The sequence below is a fragment of the Pseudaeromonas sharmana genome (assembly GCF_042649925.1).
GTDB lineage: Bacteria > Pseudomonadota > Gammaproteobacteria > Enterobacterales > Aeromonadaceae > Pseudaeromonas > Pseudaeromonas sharmana.
The window spans coordinates 21063-41544 of sequence record NZ_JBHSAF010000015.1 but is presented as its reverse complement, the minus strand read 5'-3'; the positions used below and the strand labels follow the sequence as shown (position 1 = coordinate 41544).

19 protein-coding genes and 1 tRNA gene are annotated in these 20482 nt (G+C 57.2%); 12 read left to right on the top strand and 8 right to left on the bottom strand.

The window, feature by feature from the left end; translation table 11 throughout:
• Nucleotides 1-82: 82 nt before the first annotated feature.
• Nucleotides 83-742 (top strand): TIGR04211 family SH3 domain-containing protein, encoded by a 660-nt coding sequence (locus ACFOSS_RS14910; RefSeq protein ID WP_377154033.1) that lies wholly within the window; start codon nucleotides 83-85, stop codon nucleotides 740-742.
• 219 nt (nucleotides 743-961) lie between these two features.
• Here ACFOSS_RS14910 and gspB read toward each other — a convergent pair whose 3' ends face one another.
• Both gspB and ACFOSS_RS14900 read right to left on the bottom strand, forming a co-directional pair.
• Entirely contained in the window at nucleotides 962-1681 is a 720-nt protein-coding gene (gene gspB / locus ACFOSS_RS14905) for a type II secretion system assembly factor GspB (RefSeq protein ID WP_377154031.1), read from the bottom strand.
• Nucleotides 1681-3303, bottom strand: coding sequence for an ExeA family protein (locus ACFOSS_RS14900; RefSeq protein WP_377154029.1), 1623 nt, complete (start codon nucleotides 3301-3303; stop codon nucleotides 1681-1683). The genes gspB and ACFOSS_RS14900 overlap by 1 nt, the downstream gene beginning before the upstream one ends.
• 182 nt (nucleotides 3304-3485) lie before the next feature.
• Between ACFOSS_RS14900 and ACFOSS_RS14895 the strand changes: the two genes are divergently transcribed.
• Nucleotides 3486-4718: a multifunctional CCA addition/repair protein gene (locus tag ACFOSS_RS14895; protein ID WP_377154028.1), complete on the top strand. Its 1233-nt coding sequence runs from the start codon at nucleotides 3486-3488 to the stop codon at nucleotides 4716-4718.
• A gap of 172 nt (nucleotides 4719-4890) precedes the next feature.
• Here the strand turns inward: ACFOSS_RS14895 and ACFOSS_RS14890 are convergent, their stop codons facing one another.
• The 3 genes from ACFOSS_RS14890 to folB are packed head-to-tail and all read right to left on the bottom strand — an operon-like array spanning nucleotide 4891 to nucleotide 6552.
• Nucleotides 4891-5700 (bottom strand): undecaprenyl-diphosphate phosphatase, encoded by an 810-nt coding sequence (locus tag ACFOSS_RS14890; protein ID WP_377154026.1) that lies wholly within the window; start codon nucleotides 5698-5700, stop codon nucleotides 4891-4893.
• Nucleotides 5693-6199, bottom strand: coding sequence for a 2-amino-4-hydroxy-6-hydroxymethyldihydropteridine diphosphokinase (gene folK / locus ACFOSS_RS14885; RefSeq protein WP_377154024.1), 507 nt, complete (start codon nucleotides 6197-6199; stop codon nucleotides 5693-5695). Before folK ends, ACFOSS_RS14890 begins: the two co-directional genes overlap by 8 nt.
• Entirely contained in the window at nucleotides 6199-6552 is a 354-nt protein-coding gene (gene folB / locus ACFOSS_RS14880; RefSeq protein WP_377154022.1) for a dihydroneopterin aldolase, read from the bottom strand. Before folB ends, folK begins: the two co-directional genes overlap by 1 nt.
• A gap of 125 nt (nucleotides 6553-6677) precedes the next feature.
• Here folB and plsY point away from each other — a divergent pair, with 125 nt between their 5' ends.
• Nucleotides 6678-7283: a glycerol-3-phosphate 1-O-acyltransferase PlsY gene (gene plsY, locus ACFOSS_RS14875; RefSeq protein ID WP_377154020.1), complete on the top strand. Its 606-nt coding sequence runs from the start codon at nucleotides 6678-6680 to the stop codon at nucleotides 7281-7283.
• A gap of 28 nt (nucleotides 7284-7311) precedes the next feature.
• Here the strand turns inward: plsY and tsaD are convergent, their stop codons facing one another.
• The gene (tsaD, locus tag ACFOSS_RS14870; RefSeq protein WP_377154018.1) at nucleotides 7312-8325 is read right to left on the bottom strand and encodes a tRNA (adenosine(37)-N6)-threonylcarbamoyltransferase complex transferase subunit TsaD; all 1014 of its coding nucleotides are present in this window, start codon (nucleotides 8323-8325) and stop codon (nucleotides 7312-7314) included.
• Between the two features lie 178 nt (nucleotides 8326-8503).
• Here tsaD and rpsU point away from each other — a divergent pair, with 178 nt between their 5' ends.
• The 8 genes from rpsU (at nucleotide 8504) to ACFOSS_RS14830 (ending at nucleotide 17311) form a co-directional block, all read left to right on the top strand.
• Nucleotides 8504-8719: a 30S ribosomal protein S21 gene (rpsU, locus tag ACFOSS_RS14865; protein ID WP_377154016.1), complete on the top strand. Its 216-nt coding sequence runs from the start codon at nucleotides 8504-8506 to the stop codon at nucleotides 8717-8719.
• Between the two features lie 24 nt (nucleotides 8720-8743).
• Complete coding sequence (locus tag ACFOSS_RS14860) at nucleotides 8744-9187, top strand: GatB/YqeY domain-containing protein (protein WP_377154014.1); 444 nt, start codon at nucleotides 8744-8746, stop codon at nucleotides 9185-9187.
• Nucleotides 9188-9266: 79 nt separating this feature from the next.
• Nucleotides 9267-11048 (top strand): DNA primase, encoded by a 1782-nt coding sequence (gene dnaG / locus ACFOSS_RS14855; protein ID WP_377154012.1) that lies wholly within the window; start codon nucleotides 9267-9269, stop codon nucleotides 11046-11048.
• A gap of 121 nt (nucleotides 11049-11169) precedes the next feature.
• On the top strand, nucleotides 11170-13155 hold the full coding sequence (gene rpoD / locus ACFOSS_RS14850; RefSeq protein ID WP_377154010.1) for an RNA polymerase sigma factor RpoD: 1986 nt from the start codon (nucleotides 11170-11172) through the stop codon (nucleotides 13153-13155).
• A 90-nt stretch (nucleotides 13156-13245) separates the two neighbouring features.
• Nucleotides 13246-13321: transfer RNA gene (locus ACFOSS_RS14845), tRNA-Ile, on the top strand.
• 605 nt (nucleotides 13322-13926) lie between these two features.
• A complete protein-coding gene (locus ACFOSS_RS14840) occupies nucleotides 13927-15810 on the top strand; it encodes an alpha-amylase C-terminal beta-sheet domain-containing protein (protein WP_377154008.1) in 1884 nt (627 codons plus the stop codon).
• A gap of 355 nt (nucleotides 15811-16165) precedes the next feature.
• Entirely contained in the window at nucleotides 16166-16780 is a 615-nt protein-coding gene (locus ACFOSS_RS14835; protein WP_377154006.1) for a DVUA0089 family protein, read from the top strand.
• A gap of 135 nt (nucleotides 16781-16915) precedes the next feature.
• Nucleotides 16916-17311, top strand: coding sequence for an NUDIX hydrolase (locus tag ACFOSS_RS14830; protein ID WP_449301182.1), 396 nt, complete (start codon nucleotides 16916-16918; stop codon nucleotides 17309-17311).
• 7 nt (nucleotides 17312-17318) lie between these two features.
• Here the strand turns inward: ACFOSS_RS14830 and ACFOSS_RS14825 are convergent, their stop codons facing one another.
• Complete coding sequence (locus ACFOSS_RS14825) at nucleotides 17319-18224, bottom strand: Gfo/Idh/MocA family protein (protein ID WP_377154003.1); 906 nt, start codon at nucleotides 18222-18224, stop codon at nucleotides 17319-17321.
• On the bottom strand, nucleotides 18221-18736 hold the full coding sequence (locus ACFOSS_RS14820; RefSeq protein WP_377154001.1) for a cupin domain-containing protein: 516 nt from the start codon (nucleotides 18734-18736) through the stop codon (nucleotides 18221-18223). Before ACFOSS_RS14820 ends, ACFOSS_RS14825 begins: the two co-directional genes overlap by 4 nt.
• Before the next feature lie 212 nt (nucleotides 18737-18948).
• Here ACFOSS_RS14820 and ACFOSS_RS14815 point away from each other — a divergent pair, with 212 nt between their 5' ends.
• The gene (locus ACFOSS_RS14815) at nucleotides 18949-20475 is read left to right on the top strand and encodes a methyl-accepting chemotaxis protein (RefSeq protein WP_377153999.1); all 1527 of its coding nucleotides are present in this window, start codon (nucleotides 18949-18951) and stop codon (nucleotides 20473-20475) included.
• Nucleotides 20476-20482 lie beyond the last annotated feature (7 nt).

The following is a 20482-nucleotide window of genomic DNA, read 5'->3' as shown; positions in this document are numbered from 1 at the left end:
ATATGTTGCGCCCGGGTGAGGTTGTCCTTCCCCGGGCGCCTGTTTATGCTGGAGCCTTCCCCTACTGATGGAAGTACTGAACGTGAAACGTCCTCTGCTGTTACTGGCTCTGTTGCCGCTCCTCTCGCAAGCCGCTGATTTGACAACACCGCCGGCCGCACCTGAGACGGCGCCGGCACAGTCCCATGCCACCCGGTATGTCTCCGATAATCTCTACACCTTTCTGCACGGCGGACCGGGCAAGCAGTACCGCATCCTAGGCAGCATCAAGGCTGGTGACGCGGTACAGTTTTTGGCACTCAGTGACGATGGTAAATACAGCCAAATCATCGATCCCAAGGGGCGCACTGCCTGGATCGCCAGTGAATCGCTACAAAGCGGCGAGAGTTTCAAGATACTGGCGCCCAAACTGCAACAGAGACTGGACGCCTTACAGCACACCCTGGACAACCTCGATACCGAGCAGGCGCGCCAGATCAAGGAGCAAGTTGCCGAACTCAACCAGCTCAAACAACAAAATCAGCAGCAGGCCGAGCAACTCCAGACCCAGAGCGCCAAGTTAAGTCAATTACACGCAGAGAATCAGACGCTGAAATCCCGGCTCGATACCCGCGAACAGGATGCTCAGTATCGTTGGTGGCGCGAAGGCGCAATCATTGCCGGTGTCGGTTTGCTGCTGGGGTTGCTGCTGCCATGGCTACCGCGACCACAGCGTCGTCGCAAGGATCGCTGGATGAATTGAGTCACCAGACGCTGACGCGCGTATCCTGAGGACTTATGCGCCTCGACAGCCGACCGCCAAAACAGTGCCGCTCCATGAATCGACAGGGCGGCACTGTGCGTTGCATGGCATCGAAAGAGACGGTTAAGTCAGGTGACAGAAACAGTTAAGGCGCCAGTGGCGCCTTAACATATCGAGCGAACCCAATCTGGGCCCCGATGTGCACAACCGGCATGGCGGTTATTGCACGCCACTCCAGTCTGTGAGCGACGCCAGGCTGAAGCTCTGCCCCCCAACCCGGAAGATGCTGTAATCAGCCTGGATCTGCAACAGCCTGACCCCGGGAGCCACCTCTTCACCTTCACGGTAATCGTGACCGTTCAGGGTGATGATGCGATTCGCCGCCGTCGACGAGTAGACGTGGGAGCTATAACGCAACGGTGGCACCTGACGGGCAACGGCTGTCGGCAGATCGGCCAGCGGCGTAGCCGCTGGCGGGGCAGCGTCCGGCAACGGTTGCACCTCCTCGGCACCAGGTGCTGTCTCCACGGCCTGGCGGAAACGTTGCGCCAGCGCAGGCGAGATGCCATTCATATCGACACCGTTTAGCGGATCCGGTTCAGCCTGGACAGTCTGTGGCGTCGGCATCACAGTCGTGATCTCGGGCTCAGCCGGTGCCGGGAACGGTATCGTCGTAAATTCCTGCTGCTGTTGCGCGACCTGGTACGGCAACGGCGTCACTTTGCGGATTTCGATGCGCTCTTCGCGCGGTTTGTTATTCCACCAGTGCCAACCATAATTGGCACCAGCCCCCAGCACCACACACAGCGGCATGCCGATCACCCAGGCCAGCAAGGGCCCCAGCCATCGACGCTCACGTTCGACGCCGAGCCCCAGGCTGGCTTCAAAGGCTGAACTGGGTCTTTCATGTTGACGTTTGGCAGAAAGCAGGATCGACATCAGCTGGCACTCCTCTCGACGGCGGTCTCATCTTCATCCTGGACGGCCACTTCGGCCGGGCGATCGAGACGGGGCATAGGCTCGCGGCTGCGGGCATTGAGGCGAATCAAGGTCTGGGTACCCGCCACACCGTCCGGCTTGAGCCCCTCCGCCTGCTGAAAGCGCTTGAGCTTGTCGGCCAACTGGCTGTCAAACTTGCTGATCTTGCGCGGCCGCTCCTTGAACGCACGACTGAGGGCGTTTTCCAGCCACTGCACATCGGCCTTGCCGCTACGCGGTGTAATGCTGCGGCTACCACTCTTGGGCAAACGCCACAACAGGGTATATTCATCTCCCCACGCCTGCTCCAGCCAGGCGCGGGTCACGGTCCAGGTCTCGCCATCGATCAGCAGGTCGGCACTCTTGTCGTCCAGACGCAGCAAGTCGGCATAAAACTCGCTGGCATTCTCGTCAAATAGTCGCACTACCGCCGGATGATCGAGCGCCTGCAGCTCCTCAAGCTTGCCCGTTCCCTGCTGGCAGAGCAGGCCCACCCGGCTGGCATTATCACAGTTGGCCTCATCCAGCGACGGTTCGAACCCCCAGATGCGGAACAGCGTCAACATCGCCTCGTCCTGGTAACTGGCCTGCGCCAGCGCTGTCTCGAAGCGTTTCATGACCTTGGCATCCGGCGGCAGGGTCACCGGTACTTCGATGCGCGTGATCTTGGGGCTCGGGAACCACCCCCAGTGCTGCCAGCCAAACCAGCCGGCGACCAGCATCAGCAATCCGCAGAAGGTATATGCCAACATGCCCCAACCGCTGGTGCCGCGATCTTCCACGCCCAGCGCATCATAGGCGGCTTTCACCACCAGCTTGTCATCGATGCGATGGGCATTCGCCGCAAAGGCCCCCAACAAGGCACGCTCGGCAATCAGATTGATCAAACGAGGGATCCCGCCGCTCAGACGGTGCAGGGCCCGAATGGCCGCCGCCGTGAAGATGGGTTGCACACAGCCCGCCACCTGCAAGCGGAAGCGCACATAGGCATCCACATCCTCCCGCGACAACGGCAGCAAGTGATAACGTGCCGTGATACGCTGTGCCAGCTGGCGCAGCAAAGGCTGACGCAACAAGGCCTGCAACTCGGGCTGACCAATCAACACCACCTGCAATAACTTGGCATCATCCGTTTCCAGGTTGGTCAGCAGTCGCAACTGCTCCAGCACCTCGGCACTAAGATGCTGCGCCTCGTCTATCAACAGCAACGAACGCCGTCCAGATGCGTGGTTGGCGATCAGGTAGGCACGCAGGGCATCGCCAAGTTCCTTGAGACCGGCCTGCGCCGGGTAGCTGACACCAAACTCGTCACAGGTGGCCGCCAGCAGTTCGCGTTCGGTCAGCGTCGGATTGAGCACCAGCGCCAGGTCGGTGTTTTCCGGTAACTGCTGACGCAGGCTGCGCGATACCGTGGTCTTGCCGGTACCCACCTCGCCAGTCAGCAACACAAAGCCCCCGCCCTCGCGCAGACCATAATTCAGGTGCGTCAACGCCTCGGTGTGGCGTTCACTCATATAGAGGTATTTAGGGTTCGGCGAGATCGAGAACGGACTCTCGGTCAGGCCGAAAAACGCTTTGTACATGCTGACTCTCCCGGCTCTGCGTCCGACGCAGGACACGGCACTGTGCTCATCGGATGGCATAACAGGCGGCAGGTTAAAGCCAGCGTACATTGATGTCAAAGCGGATATACTGTCGGCAACGTGCCAATGCGCTCTGGTCGAAACTTCGGCAGAGCGTTGATAACAGCGATTCGGAGGCGTGGGTGCAGATCTATCTGGTAGGAGGGGCGGTGCGCGATCGTTTGCTGGGGCTACCAGTACATGAGCGCGACTATGTCGTGGTCGGCGCGACTGCCGAGATGCTGCTGGCTCAAGGCTTTGAGCCGGTCGGCCGGGATTTCCCGGTGTTTTTGCATCCACACACCAAGGAGGAGTACGCCCTCGCCCGCCTCGAACGCAAGCAGGGCCACGGCTACACCGGGTTTGCCTGCCACGCGGCGCCGGAAGTCACGCTGGAAGAGGATTTGCTGCGACGCGATCTGACGATCAACGCGATTGCCGAAGCCGCTGACGGCACGCTGCACGACCCCTACGGTGGCGTGAAGGATCTGCACGCCCGCTGCTTGCGTCATGTCTCCCCGGCGTTCCGCGAGGACCCACTGCGGGTGCTGCGCCTGGCGCGGTTTGCAGCCCGTTTTCATCACCTCGGTTTTTCGATCGCCGACGAGACCCGGCAACTGCTGCGTGAAATGAGCCACAGTGGCGAGCTTGAACATCTGACCGCGGAGCGGGTATGGAAAGAGCTGGAAAAGGTGTTAAGCGGTGCTAACCCGCAGGTCTTTTTTCAAGTGCTGCGGGAGTGCGGAGCCCTTGCCGTGCTGTTCCCCGAGCTGGATCGGCTGTTTGGCGTTCCGGCACGACCACAGTGGCACCCGGAGATCGACACCGGCATCCACGCCCTGATGGCCATCGAGCAGGCAGCGCTGCGTTCCGATGAACTGGCAGTGCGCTTTGCCACCCTGTGCCATGACTTTGGCAAAGCCCTGACGCCAGCGGAGATACTGCCCAGTCACCACGGTCACGGTGAACGAGGCCTAGTACCGATCCAGGCCTTCTGTGAGCGCTACCGCGTACCGAACGAGCTGCGAGAGCTGGCACTGCTGGTCAGCGAACTGCACTGTCTGGTGCACATCGCCCCCGAGTTGCGCACCGTGACGCTGCTGCGGCTGTTTGATCGCGTCGATGCCTGGCGTCGACCTCACCGGCTGCGTCATCTGCTCGACTGCTGTCGTGCCGACTTCCACGGCCGCCTCGGTTTTGCCGACAAAGCCTATCCTGAACCGGACTATGTCGCCGAAGCCTTTGCCGCTGCGCAAGCCGTGCCGGTACAACCGATCATCGAAGCCGGTTACCGTGGCGAAGCCATCCGCCAACAGCTGGCGCGCGCGCGGCAAAAAGCTATCCGTGAGGTCCGCTGCCGTTGGCTGGAACGCTGAGTCGCCTCTGTGTTCGTCCCTCAACGAGGCGAAGCCACGCGCATCCCCCGGCTCGATCCGCGCACCTGGTGCCTTGCTCCGCTCCCGCGGAGCACCGAAATAAGCAGGGGCGGCATCTGGTATAGTCCGCCCCGCAAGAACAGAGTTCATGGATCCGTGATGGTCCGATTCCTCACCCGGCCGAACAGGCCAACCACAGACACAGAAATATGCCCAGCGCCAAACGATAAAGCACAAAGGGCCACAAGCCGATACGCGCCAAGGCGCGCAGAAACAGGTGGATCACCAGCAGGGCGCTGCAAAACGAGACCAGCACACCGATCATCAGCGGCCGCCAGGCTAACGGCTCGGCCTGGTTCCACACGCCGAGTGCCTGGTACCCCCCCGCCAGCAGAATCACCGGAATGGACAACAAAAATGAGAATCGTGCGGCGGCCTGTGGCTGCAGCCCCAGCGCCAGGGCCATCGTCAAGGTGATCCCCGAGCGCGAAGTGCCTGGAATCAACGCCAGCGCCTGAGCCAGGCCAATCCACAATGCCTGACGCCATGTCAGCGCCGACAGAGGTTGCTGTTTGCGCCCATACCGGTCCGCGATCCCCATCAGCACCCCAAACAACAGCGTGGTCACGGCAATCACCCAGGTCGAACGCAGTGCGGAGGCAATCAGCTCGCTGGCCACCCCTCCGAGGACGAGCGCCGGCAGGGTCGCCAGCAAGATAGCCCCCAGCAGTCGAGCCTCCGGGCGAACCTCACCACCGCGCAGCGCAGTGGTGCCGGCCGTCAGCATCTGTTGCAGGTCATGGCGAAAATAACTGATGACCGCCACCAGGGTGCCGACGTGCACAGCCACATCGAAGGCCAGTCCCTGATCCGGCCAGCCGAACAACTGCGCCGGCAAAATCAGGTGGGCCGAACTGGAGATCGGCAAAAACTCCGTCAGCCCCTGCAGCAGCGCCAGGATCAGCGCTTGCCAATCAGACATAGACCCGTTCCTGCGACCAAGGGAAATCCACCTGGCGCAGCGGCTGCTGAGCCGCATCAAAACGATGCCATAACTCGGCCAACGTCAACCCAGCCACCGGGTGACGATACGCTGGCGAGAGTTCGGCAAACGGCCGCAGCACAAACGCGTTGGTCAGCACCTCTTCGCGTGGCAGCACCAGTGGGTCGCGCAAACACAGGGCATCATAGGCCAACAGGTCCAAATCCAAGGTGCGCGACGAGAATTTGCGGGCATCTGCTGGTCGGCCATGGCGAAACTCGATGGCGCGCAACGTCTGGCAGACCTGAGCCACAGACTGTGCGGTCTGCGCCTCCGCCACCAGGTTATAAAACGGATCCCCATCAAAGCCGACGGCCGAACTCTCGTACACGGCAGAGCAGCGCAACGCGGAAAACGCCGCCGCCAACGAACGGCACCCAGCATTGATGTGTTCGTCGCGCTGAATGTTGCTGCCGATGCCGATATAGATGGTCGCCATCAGGCCTCCCGGATGATTTCAACACCGACACCGCCCCGCGCCGCCAGCACGGCATGGGGCTTGGTGACGCGCACCTTGACCCAGGGCAGCGAAAATTCCGCCAGGATCAGCGCAGCAACCCGTTCGGCAACCGTCTCCACCAACTCGATCGGCTCCGACTGCACCAGGGCGATGACGCTCTGCGAGACACGGGCGTAATCCAACGCCAGAGACAGATCATCTGTCGCAGCAGCAGGGCGATTATCGAACGCCATCTCCAGATCGAAGATCAGTTTCTGCTGGATCGTCTTCTCCCAGTCATAGGCGCCAATCGTGCACATCACCTCCAAACCGGAGACAAATACCTTGTCCATCGTCATCTCTCCGTCAAAATGCATCACAGGTCGGATACCTATTTTGCTCATTTGAGCCTATGATCCGGCCATATTAGCGGCGGATCTTACCGCACAGCCGCCCCAACACAACCCTGAGCCGACGGATGACTCCATTAGCCATCATCATGATCATGCTTGCCTATCTGGGCGGTTCTGTCTCCAGCGCCGTGCTGGTCTGCCGTCTGTATGGGCTGCCCGATCCCCGTGAACATGGCTCGCACAACCCCGGAACCACCAATGTACTGCGGCTTGGTGGACGCCTCGCCGCAGTCTGGGTGCTGCTGGCAGATATGCTCAAGGGAACGGTACCTGTGTATCTCTCCTGGTATCTTGGCATCAGCCCCTTCTTCCTTGGACTGATCGGCATCGCGGCCTGCCTGGGGCACATGTATCCCATCTTCTTCCACTTCCGCGGTGGCAAGGGGGTCGCCACTGCGCTCGGAGCCTTGATGCCGATCGGTCTGGACATGGGCGCCATGATGCTCGGCACCTGGCTGATCGTATTGTTCGCCTCTGGCTATTCATCGCTGGCGGCCCTAATCGCCGCCCTGCTGGCACCGCTGTATACCTACTGGCTGAAACCCGAGTTTACGCTGCCGGTCGCCATGCTATGCGCTCTTATCATCTACCGGCATCACGAAAATATACAGCGTCTGCTCAGCGGCCAGGAAAAGCGCATCTGGAACCGAAAAAAACAACGCCGCCCATGAGGGACGGCGTCGGCTGACGGCGGACTGTCTAGACGGGCGGCAACGACTCAAGACTCCAGCGTGGCTGGACCTGTATTGCCAAGCCAACGGTTTGCCCCGCTTTCAGTCGTTGCAACCCTGCATAAGCAATCATGGCGCCGTTATCGGTGCAATACTCGGGGCGCGGGTAAAACACCTCGCCCTTCAACTCCAGCATCAGGGTCTGCAGTTGCTCCCGCAGTTGCCGGTTGGCACTGACACCACCCGCAATGACCAGCCGCTTAAGCCCGGTCTGTTTCAACGCGCGCTTGCATTTGATGGCCAGCGTATCCACCACGGCGCACTGGAAGGCATGCGCGATATCAGCCCGGGTCTTTTCATCATGCCCTTCGCTGCGAATGGTGTTCGCGGCGAAGGTCTTCAAACCGGAGAAGCTAAAATCCAGCCCCGGACGGTCCGTCATCGGTCGCGGGAAGATAAAACGCCCCGGCGTGCCCTGCTCGGCCAGACGGGCCAGAGCCGCGCCACCGGGGTAATCCAGCCCCAACAGCTTGGCTGTCTTGTCAAACGCCTCACCGGCCGCATCATCGATCGATTCACCGAGGATCTGGTAACGACCAATGCCATCCACCTGAACCAGCAGGGTATGCCCCCCTGACACCAGCAGCGCAATAAACGGAAACGCCGGTACCCGCGCCTCGAGCATGGGAGCCAAAAGATGCCCCTCCATGTGATGCACGGCCACGGCGGGTTTATTCCAGGCCATTGCCAGACTGCGGCCAACGGTGGCCCCCACCAGCAAGGCGCCGACCAGACCGGGGCCTGCAGTATACGCGATGCCGTCGATCTGTTCCGGACCACAGCCCGCCTCAGCCAGTGCCGCTTGAATCAGCGGCAGCGTTTTGCGCACGTGGTCTCGGCTGGCTAGCTCGGGAACAACACCGCCATAATCAGCGTGTAGCTTGACCTGGCTATACAGTTGATGAGACAGGATGCCCAGCGCGTCATCATAGATGGCGATGCCGGTTTCATCACAGGAACTTTCAATACCTAGAACTCGCATGACGGGAAAAATCGGTGGCAAATCGAGGCCGGTATGTTACCCTTCGCCGGTTTTTTAAACCAGCCTATTCCGATAAGGGTTTACAGGCCCATGATGATCGGATTAGAATTTCGCACCATTTTTATTCGGACTGCCCGCACGCGGCCAGTCGCTCTTATATCTCTGAGGTGAGAGGCACATGCCAGTAATTAAAGTACGTGAAAACGAGCCGTTTGACGTTGCTCTGCGTCGCTTCAAGCGTTCTTGCGAAAAGGCCGGTATCCTGGCCGACGTTCGTAGCCGTGAGTTCTACGAAAAGCCGACCACTATTCGCAAGCGCGCCAAGGCTTCTGCAGTCAAGCGTCACGCCAAGAAGCTGGCTCGCGAAAACGCACGTCGTAACCGTCTGTACTAATCCCGCTGACGGAGTGCCTCGGTCATGTCTCTGCAGGAACAACTGAAGAGTGAAATGAAAGCTGCCATGGTCGCCAAAGATAAGGCGCGCCTTGGTGCCATTCGTCTGATCATGGCCGAGATCAAACAGAAGGAAGTCGACTCCCGCACCACGCTGAGCGATGACGAAATCGTTGCCGTTATGACCAAGATGGTCAAACAGCGCAAGGATTCCATCAGCCAGTTCGAAGCCGCTGGTCGCCAGGATCTGGCCGACGTTGAGCAGGCCGAACTCGTTGTGCTGCAAGCATTCCTGCCTCAGGCGTTGAGCGAGGAAGAGATCGATACCCTGATTACCGCAACCATCGCAGAACTGGGTGCCAGTGGCATGCAGGCGATGGGAGCAGTGATGAACGCACTCCGCCCACAGCTACAGGGACGCGCCGACATGGGGGCCGTCAGTGCCAAGATTAAGGCGCGGCTGGCCTAACCCCATAGCGTGACGACATAGCGACGATGAGCCGCGCCTCGGAAACGAGCCGCGGCTTGTTCTTTTTTGCGGAGTCCGGATGGCAGGCAAGATCCCCCAATCATTCATCGAGCAACTGCTCGCGCGTACCGATATCGTCGAACTGATTGATAGCCGTGTCCGCCTGAAAAAGGCTGGTAAGAATTACCAGGCCTGCTGCCCTTTTCATAACGAAAAAAGTCCCTCTTTTACGGTCAGTCAGGAAAAACAGTTCTATCACTGCTTTGGTTGCGGAGCCCATGGTAATGCCATCGGCTTCTTGATGGAGTACGACGGACTCAATTTTCCGGATGCGATCGAAGAACTGGCAGCCCAATTCAACATCCCTGTTCCTCGGGAAGAGGGTCGCAATGCCGGCCATGGCAACTCCGCACCACAGCCGGCAGTCACCGCCGACCAGTACCAATTGATGGAGCACGCCAGCCGTTTTTACCAGGCACAGTTGCGTCAATCACCTACGGCTATCGAGTATCTCAAGGGTCGGGGACTCAGCGGTGAAATCGTCAAAGCTTACGGGATCGGCTATGCGCCAGCCGGTTGGGACGGCTTACGGCAGTTACTGGTGCGCAATCGCGAACAGGAACAGCAGCTCGTAACGCTCGGCATGCTGATTGCCAAGGATCAAGGTGGCAGTTACGACCGCTTCCGCGACCGGGTCATGTTTCCAATCCGCGATCGGCGAGGACGCATCATCGCTTTTGGCGGTCGCGTCCTCGGTGACGGCACCCCCAAATATTTGAACTCTCCGGAAACCCCTATCTTCCATAAGGGACGCGAGCTTTTTGGGCTGTTCGAAGCCAAGGAGGCCGATCGCAATCCAGCCCGGTTACTGATTGTCGAAGGCTATATGGATGTCGTGGCACTGGCACAATTTGGCATCCGGTATGCCGTCGCCTCGTTGGGCACCTCGACTACCGCCGATCACATGCAATTGCTGTTTCGGGCGACCCCAGAAGTCATCTGTTGCTATGACGGCGATAACGCAGGTCGAGAAGCAGCATGGAGAGCGCTAGAGAATGCATTGCCCTGCCTGCAGGATGGCCGCAGTCTGAAGTTCGTCTTCTTGCCGCCAGAACATGATCCGGACAGCTTTGTGCGCGCCAACGGCCGCGAGGCCTTCGAACGTTATCTGGACGCCGCCCAACCGTTTGGCGAATTTTTGTTTGAGCGCTTGAGCCGTGACCTGAACCTGTCCGGAGAAGCTGGTCAATATGAACTGGCGAACAAGGCCGCGGCCATGATTCGTCGCGTGCCGGAAGGCTTTACCCGCGAAGGGCTGATCACGCGGCTTTCACAACACCTGCGTTGGGGTGAGAACGAGCGTCGACTGCGTGAAATCTTCGCGCGTCAGGAAAAGGAAGAACAAAAGCCCAATCCCGGGATGCCCAAAATCAAGCTGACACCGGTGCGGCGCGCTTTGGCGTTAATCATCCAACACCCGCAGATTGCGGCTCAGCTACCACCGTTGCCAGACGAATTGGCCCAGCTGCGTGAACCAGGGATCAGCTTTCTGTTGCAGCTGCTCACGCGTCTGCGAGCCTCCCCCGAGGCGACTACCGCCATCCTGCTGGAACAATGGCGAGGCAGCAAAGAGGGAGAGATTCTGGCCCAGCTGGCAATGCTGGATCTGTTTGACAGCAATCTCAACCAAAGCCCGGACATTCTGGGGGAACTGCAGGACACGCTGCTTGGTTTCATCAATCGCTATTTCGAACAACGCTTGTCTGAACTACAGAGTAGAGCCAGTCAGGGGACGCTCAGTAACGACGAAAAACAGGAACTGCTGTTGCTATTGAACGAGACCAAACAAAAAAGTCACTGATTTTTGCATTCGGGGGTTGCAAACCCCCATACCAGACCCTATATCATGTGCACGCCCGACAGTCGGGAATATCAACTGAAATTGAAGATAACAGCATCACAAAGACCAACTAGCCTGACCTATGTCGCCGGGCTATGGTCTTTTTACGCATTCATCATGGTCTGTGTGCAAAACTGGTCGATTTTTGCTAAAATCGGCGGTTTGCGCACTCACGCGCATTCTCGCGCACACTAGCAACACCAACCGGATGAGTTCTATGGAGCATACCCCGCAGTCGCAGCTTAAACTCCTCGTTACCAAAGGCAAGGAACAGGGTTACCTGACCTACGCCGAGGTGAACGATCATCTGCCGCAAGACATTGTTGATTCGGATCAGATCGAAGACATCATTCAGATGATCAACGACATGGGTATCCAGGTGGTGGAAAGCGCCCCCGATGCCGATGACTTGATTCTGACTGAACCTGCAGCAGATGAAGATGCCGCCGAAGCCGCCGCACAGGTACTGGCATCAGTAGAGTCCGAAATTGGCCGGACAACCGACCCGGTTCGCATGTATATGCGTGAAATGGGTACAGTTGAATTGCTGACCCGTGAGGGCGAAATCGACATCGCCAAGCGGATCGAAGATGGCATCAACCAGGTTCAAAGCTCCGTCGCCGAATATCCGGAAGCCATCACCTATCTGCTGGATCAATATGACAAGCACGAGGCCGGACAGATTCGTCTGGGAGACATCATCTCCGGATTTGTCAGTCTTGATGAAGCAGACGATATGCCTCCGACCGCCACCCACATCGGCTCCGAGCTGGATGAAGAGGAGCTGGCGGACGAAGACGACGAAGACGAAGACGAAGACGAAGACGGCGATAGCGACGACAGTGACGACGATGGTGGTCCGGATCCTGAGCTGGCTCGTGAAAAATTTGGCGAGCTGCGAGCTCAATCCGACGTCACTCGTGACTCGATTAAAGCCTACGGACGTGAAGATGAACGCACTCAGCTCGAAATTCAAAAGCTGGCCGATGTGTTCCGTCAATTCCGTCTGGTGCCAAAGCAGTTTGATCGCCTAGTCAACAACATGCGTGACATGATGGAGCGCGTCCGCGTACAGGAACGCATCATCATGAAGGGCTGCGTTGAACGCGCCAAAATGCCGAAGAAAAACTTCGTCGCGCTGTTCACCAACAAAGAATCGGATCTCTCCTGGTTCCTCGCAGCCCGTGCCGCCGGCAAGAGCTGGTCGGTCGCGCTGGAAGATGTAGCCGAAGACGTCGAGCGTGCCGTCACCAAACTGCAACAGGTAGAAGATGAGACCGGACTGTCCATCGCCCAAATCAAGGATATCAACCGGCGCATGAGCATCGGTGAGGCGAAAGCCCGTCGAGCCAAGAAAGAGATGGTGGAAGCCAACTTGCGTCTGGTGATCTCGATTGCCAAGAAATACACCAACCGCGGTTTGCAGTTCCTGGATCTGATTCAGGAAGGCAACATTGGTCTGATGAAGGCCGTCGACAAGTTTGAATACCGTCGCGGTTACAAGTTCTCGACCTATGCTACCTGGTGGATTCGCCAAGCGATCACCCGCTCTATCGCCGATCAGGCTCGGACCATCCGGATCCCGGTCCACATGATCGAAACCATCAACAAGCTGAACCGTATCTCACGGCAGATGCTGCAAGAGATGGGACGGGAGCCGAGCCCAGAAGAACTGGCAATGCGCATGGGCATGCCGGAAGACAAGATCCGCAAGGTATTGAAGATTGCCAAGGAGCCCATCTCGATGGAAACCCCCATCGGTGATGATGAAGACTCACATCTTGGTGATTTCATCGAAGACACCACGCTGGCATTACCGGCCGATGCGGCTACCGCTGAGAGCCTGAAAGCCGCAACGCGTGATGTCCTTGCCGGTCTGACCGCTCGGGAAGCCAAGGTACTGCGTATGCGCTTTGGCATCGATATGAACACGGATCACACGCTGGAAGAGGTCGGCAAGCAGTTTGACGTCACCCGCGAGCGTATTCGTCAAATCGAAGCCAAGGCACTGCGTAAGCTGCGTCACCCAAGCCGTTCCGAAGTGCTGCGCAGCTTCCTGGACGAGTAATGCCATCATCAGGTTGGTGCATTTATAAGCACCTAACCTATTGATATCTGGACGTGTAAGGAGAGGATCTCTATAATCCTCTCCACATTCGGCCCCTTAGCTCAGCGGTCAGAGCAGGCGACTCATAATCGCTTGGTCCCCAGTTCAAACCTGGGAGGGGCCACCATTTTCTCGTTGCGTAGCCAGTTTGTTTGCTACCGACGCCGCGCCAATCACCCATGGCGACATCACGCTCGCTACTTGCCGCACCTTGCCATATATCGAACGCATTGTGGTTTCAGCCATCCGCCCACACCGCAATCTTATTTCGATGCCAGGACACAGCCTCCAGCAGGAGGCATAGCACCACTGTTCTTCTTCGTCATTTCGGCGTCACACACCCCTCTCTTGCGCATTTCAAGCGCGGCCATACGCACTTTTTCTCAGAGGAACTATCCATTGGAGTAGCCTCAAATTGCCCCCAACAAGGCAACTCAAACGAATCCGAAAAGTAAGGTAATCTCAACGTTAAGGTGTGTAGTGATTTGTAAACCAATGAAAACAAAGAGTATCCGCCTTCACAGCGCCAGCATCCACTACTGAGCTCCTTCACATTTATTCTTTTCTAGCGTTGTCGTGACCGGTCATAAAATGTGCAATGAGCGCGCGGGTTACGCACCGCGATTGTCAGGAGAAAGCATCGCCATGCGGCCTTATCCGGCTACAACACGATGCAGACAATCATAACGATACAAACCACACGTTATCGAGTGACAGAAGGAATGTCTCACTATGAAATTACGAAGTCTTGCCCTGAGTGTGCTACTGGCTACAGCGTTGCATGCCCACGCCGATATCCCGGAAAACAACACCGACATACTACTGCAGGGGTTTCACTGGACCTCGGCCTCTTCCGGTAACTGGTATACCCAGGTTGAAGCCAATGCCGACGAAATTGCCGACGCAGGTTTTGACATGATCTGGCTGCCCCCACCTTCACAAGCAGGCTCGGATGAAGGTTACCTGCCAGAGCAACTCAATGATCTCAACTCCAACTATGGTACCGAGACTGAACTCACCAGCCTGATCAGCACATTGCACGACAAGGGTGTCAAGGTCCTGGCAGACATAGTGATCAACCACCGCAACGGTTCCGGCAGCTGGTGTAGTTTTGCCAACCCCAGCTGGAGCATGCAGGCTATTACCTCAGATGATGAAGCCTGGACAGCCTCAGGCTCCAACTGCAGTGGGACTCGTGGCAACACCGACTCCGGCGATGGCTATTCAGCGGCCCGGGATATCGATCATAGCCAGAGTTTTGTACAGACCAGTATTGAGGACTGGATGAACACCACCCTCAAAGGCGTCGGTTTCGATGGCTGGCGATATGATTACGTCAAGGGTTACAGTGGCAGCTATGTCGGGATCTACAATAATGCGACGTCGCCCTATTTCAGCGTTGGCGAATATTGGAGCACGCTGTGCTACACAGGCGAGAGCTGTTCCAGCGGCAGTTATCCGGATGCCCATCGTCAATTGTTGATGAACTGGATCACGGCCACCGGGGGGACCAGTGCCGTTTTTGACTTTACAACCAAGGGGCTCTTGAACCGGGCGCTGGAAACCTACAATTACGCGGTCCTGAAAGACTCCAGCGGCAAGCCACAGGGGGCAATTGGCTGGTGGCCATCGCACTCCGTAACCTTTGTCGATAACCATGACACCGGCCCCAGCGAGAGCTGCAGCAGCGGTCAGAACTACTGGCCAGTCCCCTGTGCCAAGGTGATGCAGGCTTATGCGTATATCCTGACCCATCCAGGCGTGCCATCTGTCTACTACGCCCACTACTTTAATTGGGGATTGGGAAGCCAGATCAAGAGCCTGATGACACTGCGCAAGTCACAAGGCATAAACTCCAACTCAAGCGTCACCATTGATACCGCAACCCAGGGATTATACGCCGCCTACATCGACGACAAGATCGCCATGAAAATGGGTAGTACCAGTTGGACACCGAGCGGTGACAACTGGGAGTTATACCAGTCTGGTACCGACTGGGCCGTGTGGCAAAAGGTGGACGATGACGAAGCGACCAGCAGCGACTATCAACGCACCGTTCTGCTGGTCTATGGGCAAACGGCTTCCGGTGAAGATATGTTTGTGCGCGGCGGAATTGATCATACCTATGCGGCCAATAGCCTGGGGCTGACCTGTACCACCAGCAACTACAACTGCGCCATCCCCATCACGCATAATAACTTGCGCAACGCCACCACGGCCCCATGGAAGGCAAACGATAACTATCTGGACTGGTATGGTACCGAGTCCTCCCAGAGCAGTACGGCCGTGGGTACGGCCATGGATTGGACCACGAATACCTGGCCATCCAGCTGGGGAACCGAGAAGACGGTCACCACTGATGGCTATGGTGTCGAAACGCTGAACACCTATGGCCAGCACTACTGGATGCTGGACGTACAGATGGACTGCTCCAAAGCCGTGAACGGTGTCTGGTTTGAGTTCAAGACCTACATCAAGAACGGTGCCGGATGGGAGGCTGATGTCAGCCAATCAGATTCGCCATACACCAGTGGCAATCATTTCGCCAAATGTGGCAAGGTCAACGTCTACCAACGTGGTGTCAGTACCCCGATCAGCATTCATGATTTTCCCTAATCCGGACCATACCCGCTATTTCGAATTCTCGAACGAGTATTAACCCAGGGGCCGCCAGGCCCCTCTCTCGTTTTTGGATTTAGTCGCCATAGCCGCTTCAAATTGGCATGAGATCCCGATCACATCACATGCAAATTATTCTCCTCGGTTAGAAAACGCTTTCTACAAGCAATCTGCGGACCTTGGCATGGATTCGTACGGAAATATTCCGTACAGAGTGTTTTCTGACCACAGATGTTTCTGATTTGTAAAAAAAATGGAATAAAGACTCATATTGAACTCTTTTGCCTGCTATTTACACTGCGGCTGCCAATTCGAGGAATGAGCTGGCATTGATCAATCCAAAGGAGATGCAATGAAAAAGATTAGTACCCTGTTGATAGCACTTGGTTTGACTATGGGTTCAGCGGCTCAGGCTGCCACCTTTGACTTTACCGGTACTATCTCGAATCACAATGATGTGATTCGAATTCCGTTCTCACTCATCAACACCTCATCAGACGTCAAGGTCTGGACCGATTCGTTCCTGAACGGGCTGAACTTTGATCCGATCACTGCGGTATGGAAAAACATCGCCGGATCCTGGAGCAAAGTGGGTGAGAATGACGACAATGCCGGTATCGCTGCGGGTCAAACCATTTATGATTCAGGCCTGACCTTTTCCAGTTTGGAGAGCGGCGACTATCTGTTCACGATTGCGACCTATAACAATTTCTCGGTCAGCAACAACCTGAGCGACGGCTTCAGCTTCGACAACCAGACACCGATTGCCCTGGCCAACTGGACTCAACCAGCTAACCACGCTGGAATGGGCAATGCCTGGAGTGTACATCTGTCAGGTGTCGACTCTGCGATCGCGCCAGTACCGGAGCCAGAGACCTATGCATTGACACTGCTGGGTATGGGGCTTCTTGGTATGCGCGTAATGAGAAGCCGTCAACGCCGTATTACGCCTCAATTGCAAGCTTAATCGCGGCCTGATAGTCAGACCCTCTGATGTGCAATCACCGAAGCCCCGCCAATGCGGGGTTTTTTCATTGGGTGACATCCGCCAGCACTTCTGCCAAGGTATCCGCCACGTGCAATCTAGATGGGATAGCTACACATGCTGATCGACAAACTGGCCTGGATCGCCATTCACGAACGCAAGCTGCTGGTCACACGTTCTCATGGTAAAACACTGTTCTACCTGCCCGGCGGCAAGCGCGAGCCCGGCGAGAGTGATATCCAGGCACTGACCCGCGAGATCCATGAAGAGCTGAGTGTACAATTACAGCCATCCAGCGCCCACCTATTGACCCGCTTGAGCGCGCAAGCGGATGGTAAGCCGGAAGGGACCCTGGTTCAGCTAACCTGCTACCAGGCCCTGTTCTGTGGCGAGTTGCGCCCGGCAAACGAGATTGCCGAACTGGCGTGGATTGATGCGGCCGATCGACCGCGTTGCTCGCTGGCGGCACAATTAGTGCTGGACTGGCTCCTGCAGCAACGGTTAATCGACTGACGATTAATTATCGCCATGCCTCAATCAATAGTCGGTCAATTGGCCAGGCGCGACTGGCAGGGAAAAGACCGGCTTGAACTGCCTGCAGATAAGAGAGCTCGCCAGCCAGGTGACGGACCATGGTGGCAATACAACGCTGATTGGCCTGTATCCAGGCGTCTTCACCCAGCCTCGTGGCGGGGCATAGCTCGCTGCCTGCCAACCGCAACGGAGCATAGTGCCAAGGCTGGCCGTTGCGAAAAGCCCCTGATAGCTCGACCAAACCGGCATCGGTATGCAGCCGCAATTGCTGTGCGATACCCTGTTGTCCCGACCGTTCCTTACACTGTAGCTGAGCTGGTATTCCCCCCAGCGAGCAATGGAGCACATCGCCATCACGCCGACAGTGCGCATCCCAACGCGGCTCACCACAGAGCAGTGTCAGAAACGACAAGGGGTGACTACCAACCTCAAACCACCCCTGCTGTACCGAAAAGGTGCGCGGCAACTCATATTCACATGTCATTTCCACCGCATGCACGCGGCCCAGCCGGCCCCTTAGCGATAGCAGCTGCTGTGCCGGCTGCAGAAAGGCAAACGCGTAATTGACCCACAGCGTATTGCCCAGCGCCTGCAAGGCCTCCTCCCCCCCTTGTGCACCAAAGAGCGGCTTTTCACAGATAACTGCCATATCGCGTAGTGCCTGTAACCCCTCAAGGTGGGCTGCGGCCGGCGTGGCCAACGTCACAAGATCGGGGGCCAGCTCACGAATAGCGGGATAGCTATCAAGCACATGCGGTATCTCATGCTGCAAGGCCAAACCGGACAATTCATCCTGATTGCGCCCGGCCAGGCCAATCACCTCGACACCGGCCGCACGCAATGCATACACATGAACCAACCCCCAATTCGCGCCGACCACAACCGCTCTCATTCAACCTCCGGGCTGCATTTCAGACTCAGCGCAATAAACCGCGCACCCGATTCCCCAGCCTGGGCCCAGTGTTGCAAACCTGGTCCCAGGCGGTGGCAATCGCCCTCCTGCATCCAGAGGCCTTGCCGCGGAATGGCATCTCCCTGCCACTCGACCCATAGCTGCCCCTGTAGCAGGTAGTAGTACTCCTCGGTATCCGCATGCGTGTGCCAGCCAATACTGGCATGGGGATCCAATTTACTATCCAGCAAGGCATCGAGTCGTCCCTTGCTGATGCCTTCGCGCTGAGTTCCCTGTTCACAGGCCAGCCAACGACACTCGTTGCGGCCCGTGCCGCCTTGAGCACCAGTATATTCGGCGTTGGGGTGTGCCGGTTGATAACAGACCAGGGCCATATGCTTAGAAAGCTTCATGTGGGCATCTTCTGCCAGGGGACGACGATATACAGGATGCGAGTGCTGATGAAATGTCTGCCCGTCGTACAGTGGCGCTTCATTGCTGATGTCTTGCATCTGGTCACTCCAGCTATCGTATCTGGGCACAGACTACTCGTCCCCAGCCTGGGTGAGGAGATGGAGATTCGAGGTGGAAGTGCTGTCGGCAGACAATCGTAACCGAATCCCGATTAATGAGCCGGAATGCGGTTTCAGAAATACAAAACGGCATTCTTTTTCTATGCTTTGCAAAGTGAGCCGAGTGAAGCCTGATGCAGCAGGAGCAAAAGATGCGTAACAACCAACCTGTCACACAAAAAGAGATTGAGTTCGACCACGACGTCCGCCTTGTCTCGATGACCGATCTCCAAGGTGACATCACGTTCGTCAACCAGGATTTTGTCCGCGTCAGTGGTTTCAGCGAGCAGGAGTTATTGGGTAGCCACCACAATCTGGTTCGACACCCAGATATGCCGGCGGCGGCATTTGCCGATCTCTGGCAGACCATCCGTGCAGGTCAGACATGGCGGGGAATCGTCAAGAATCGTTGTAAAAACGGTAGCCATTACTGGGTCGACGCCTATGTGATGCCAATCGTCCAGGATGGTCAGACCATCGGCTACCAATCGGTACGCAGCAAGCCATCCCGTGAACAAATCGCAGCCGCAGAGTCACTCTATTCACGGCTGCGTCAGCGGCCAGATCAACCCTTGCCCAAACCCAAACGCTGGGCGGATATATCACTCATCACACGCAGCTTGCTCTGGGGCGGTCTGGCTCTGATTTCAGCGCTGATGTTGCTGCTTGAGGACATTGCCGCCCGCTTTGACTGGCAAGTCCCGGCAGTCGAGAATGCCGCTACCTGGTTGCATATGCTGAATGTCGTCACCACAGCGCTGTTGATTCTGATGGTCTATGGCCGCATTCTCCGCCCCATGCACCTGTGCCGACAAGAATTAATCAACATTGCCAATGGCGACTTGACGGCCAAGTTGCCCGATATGCCGCAAAACGAAATGGGTCAATTGATGTTGGCGGCGCGTATGATTCAGTCTCGTCTGCTGGCCATTTTTGGTCGATTCTCTGAAGCCAGCCAGGCGCTCTCTAGCTCATCGGAACATCTGACGCAAACAGCCCTCAATATGAGTCGCGGCGCCAGCGCTCAGGCAGCCAGCGTCGAGGAAACCTCAGCGTCCATGGAGCAGATGGCGGCCTCTATCGCACAAAACAGCGAGAGTGCACAGATCACCAACGAAATTGCCATCCGAGCGGCAGATGATGCACAAAAAGGCGGCGATAAAGTACGCCAGACCGTCTTGGCCATGAAACAGATCGCCAATAAAGTCGGCATCATTGATGACATCGCCTATCAGACCAATCTGTTAGCTCTCAATGCCGCGATTGAAGCGGCTCGCGCCGGTGAGCATGGCAAGGGCTTTGCGGTTGTCTCGGCAGAGGTTCGCAAACTGGCAGAGCGCAGTCAGGTGGCCGCTCAGGAGATAGGGCGAGTCGCCGCCGGCAGCGTGACGCTGGCCGAGGATGCCGGTCAGCTGTTCGAAAAGATGGTGCCCGACATCCGACACACCTCGGATCTGGTACAGGAGATTACCTCAGCGTCGAAAGAACAAAGCACGGGCGTCAGCCAGATCAATATTGCGATGAACCAGCTCAGTCAGATCACCCAGCAAAGTGCCACCAGCTCCGAGTTGTTGGCCGAAACGGCCGAACAGATGACACAACAGGCGATGTTGTTGCGAGAGATGATCTCCTGCTTCCGGTTGCGTGCTGGCAGCCAACGGCAGGGCTCTTCGTCATGAGCATGGC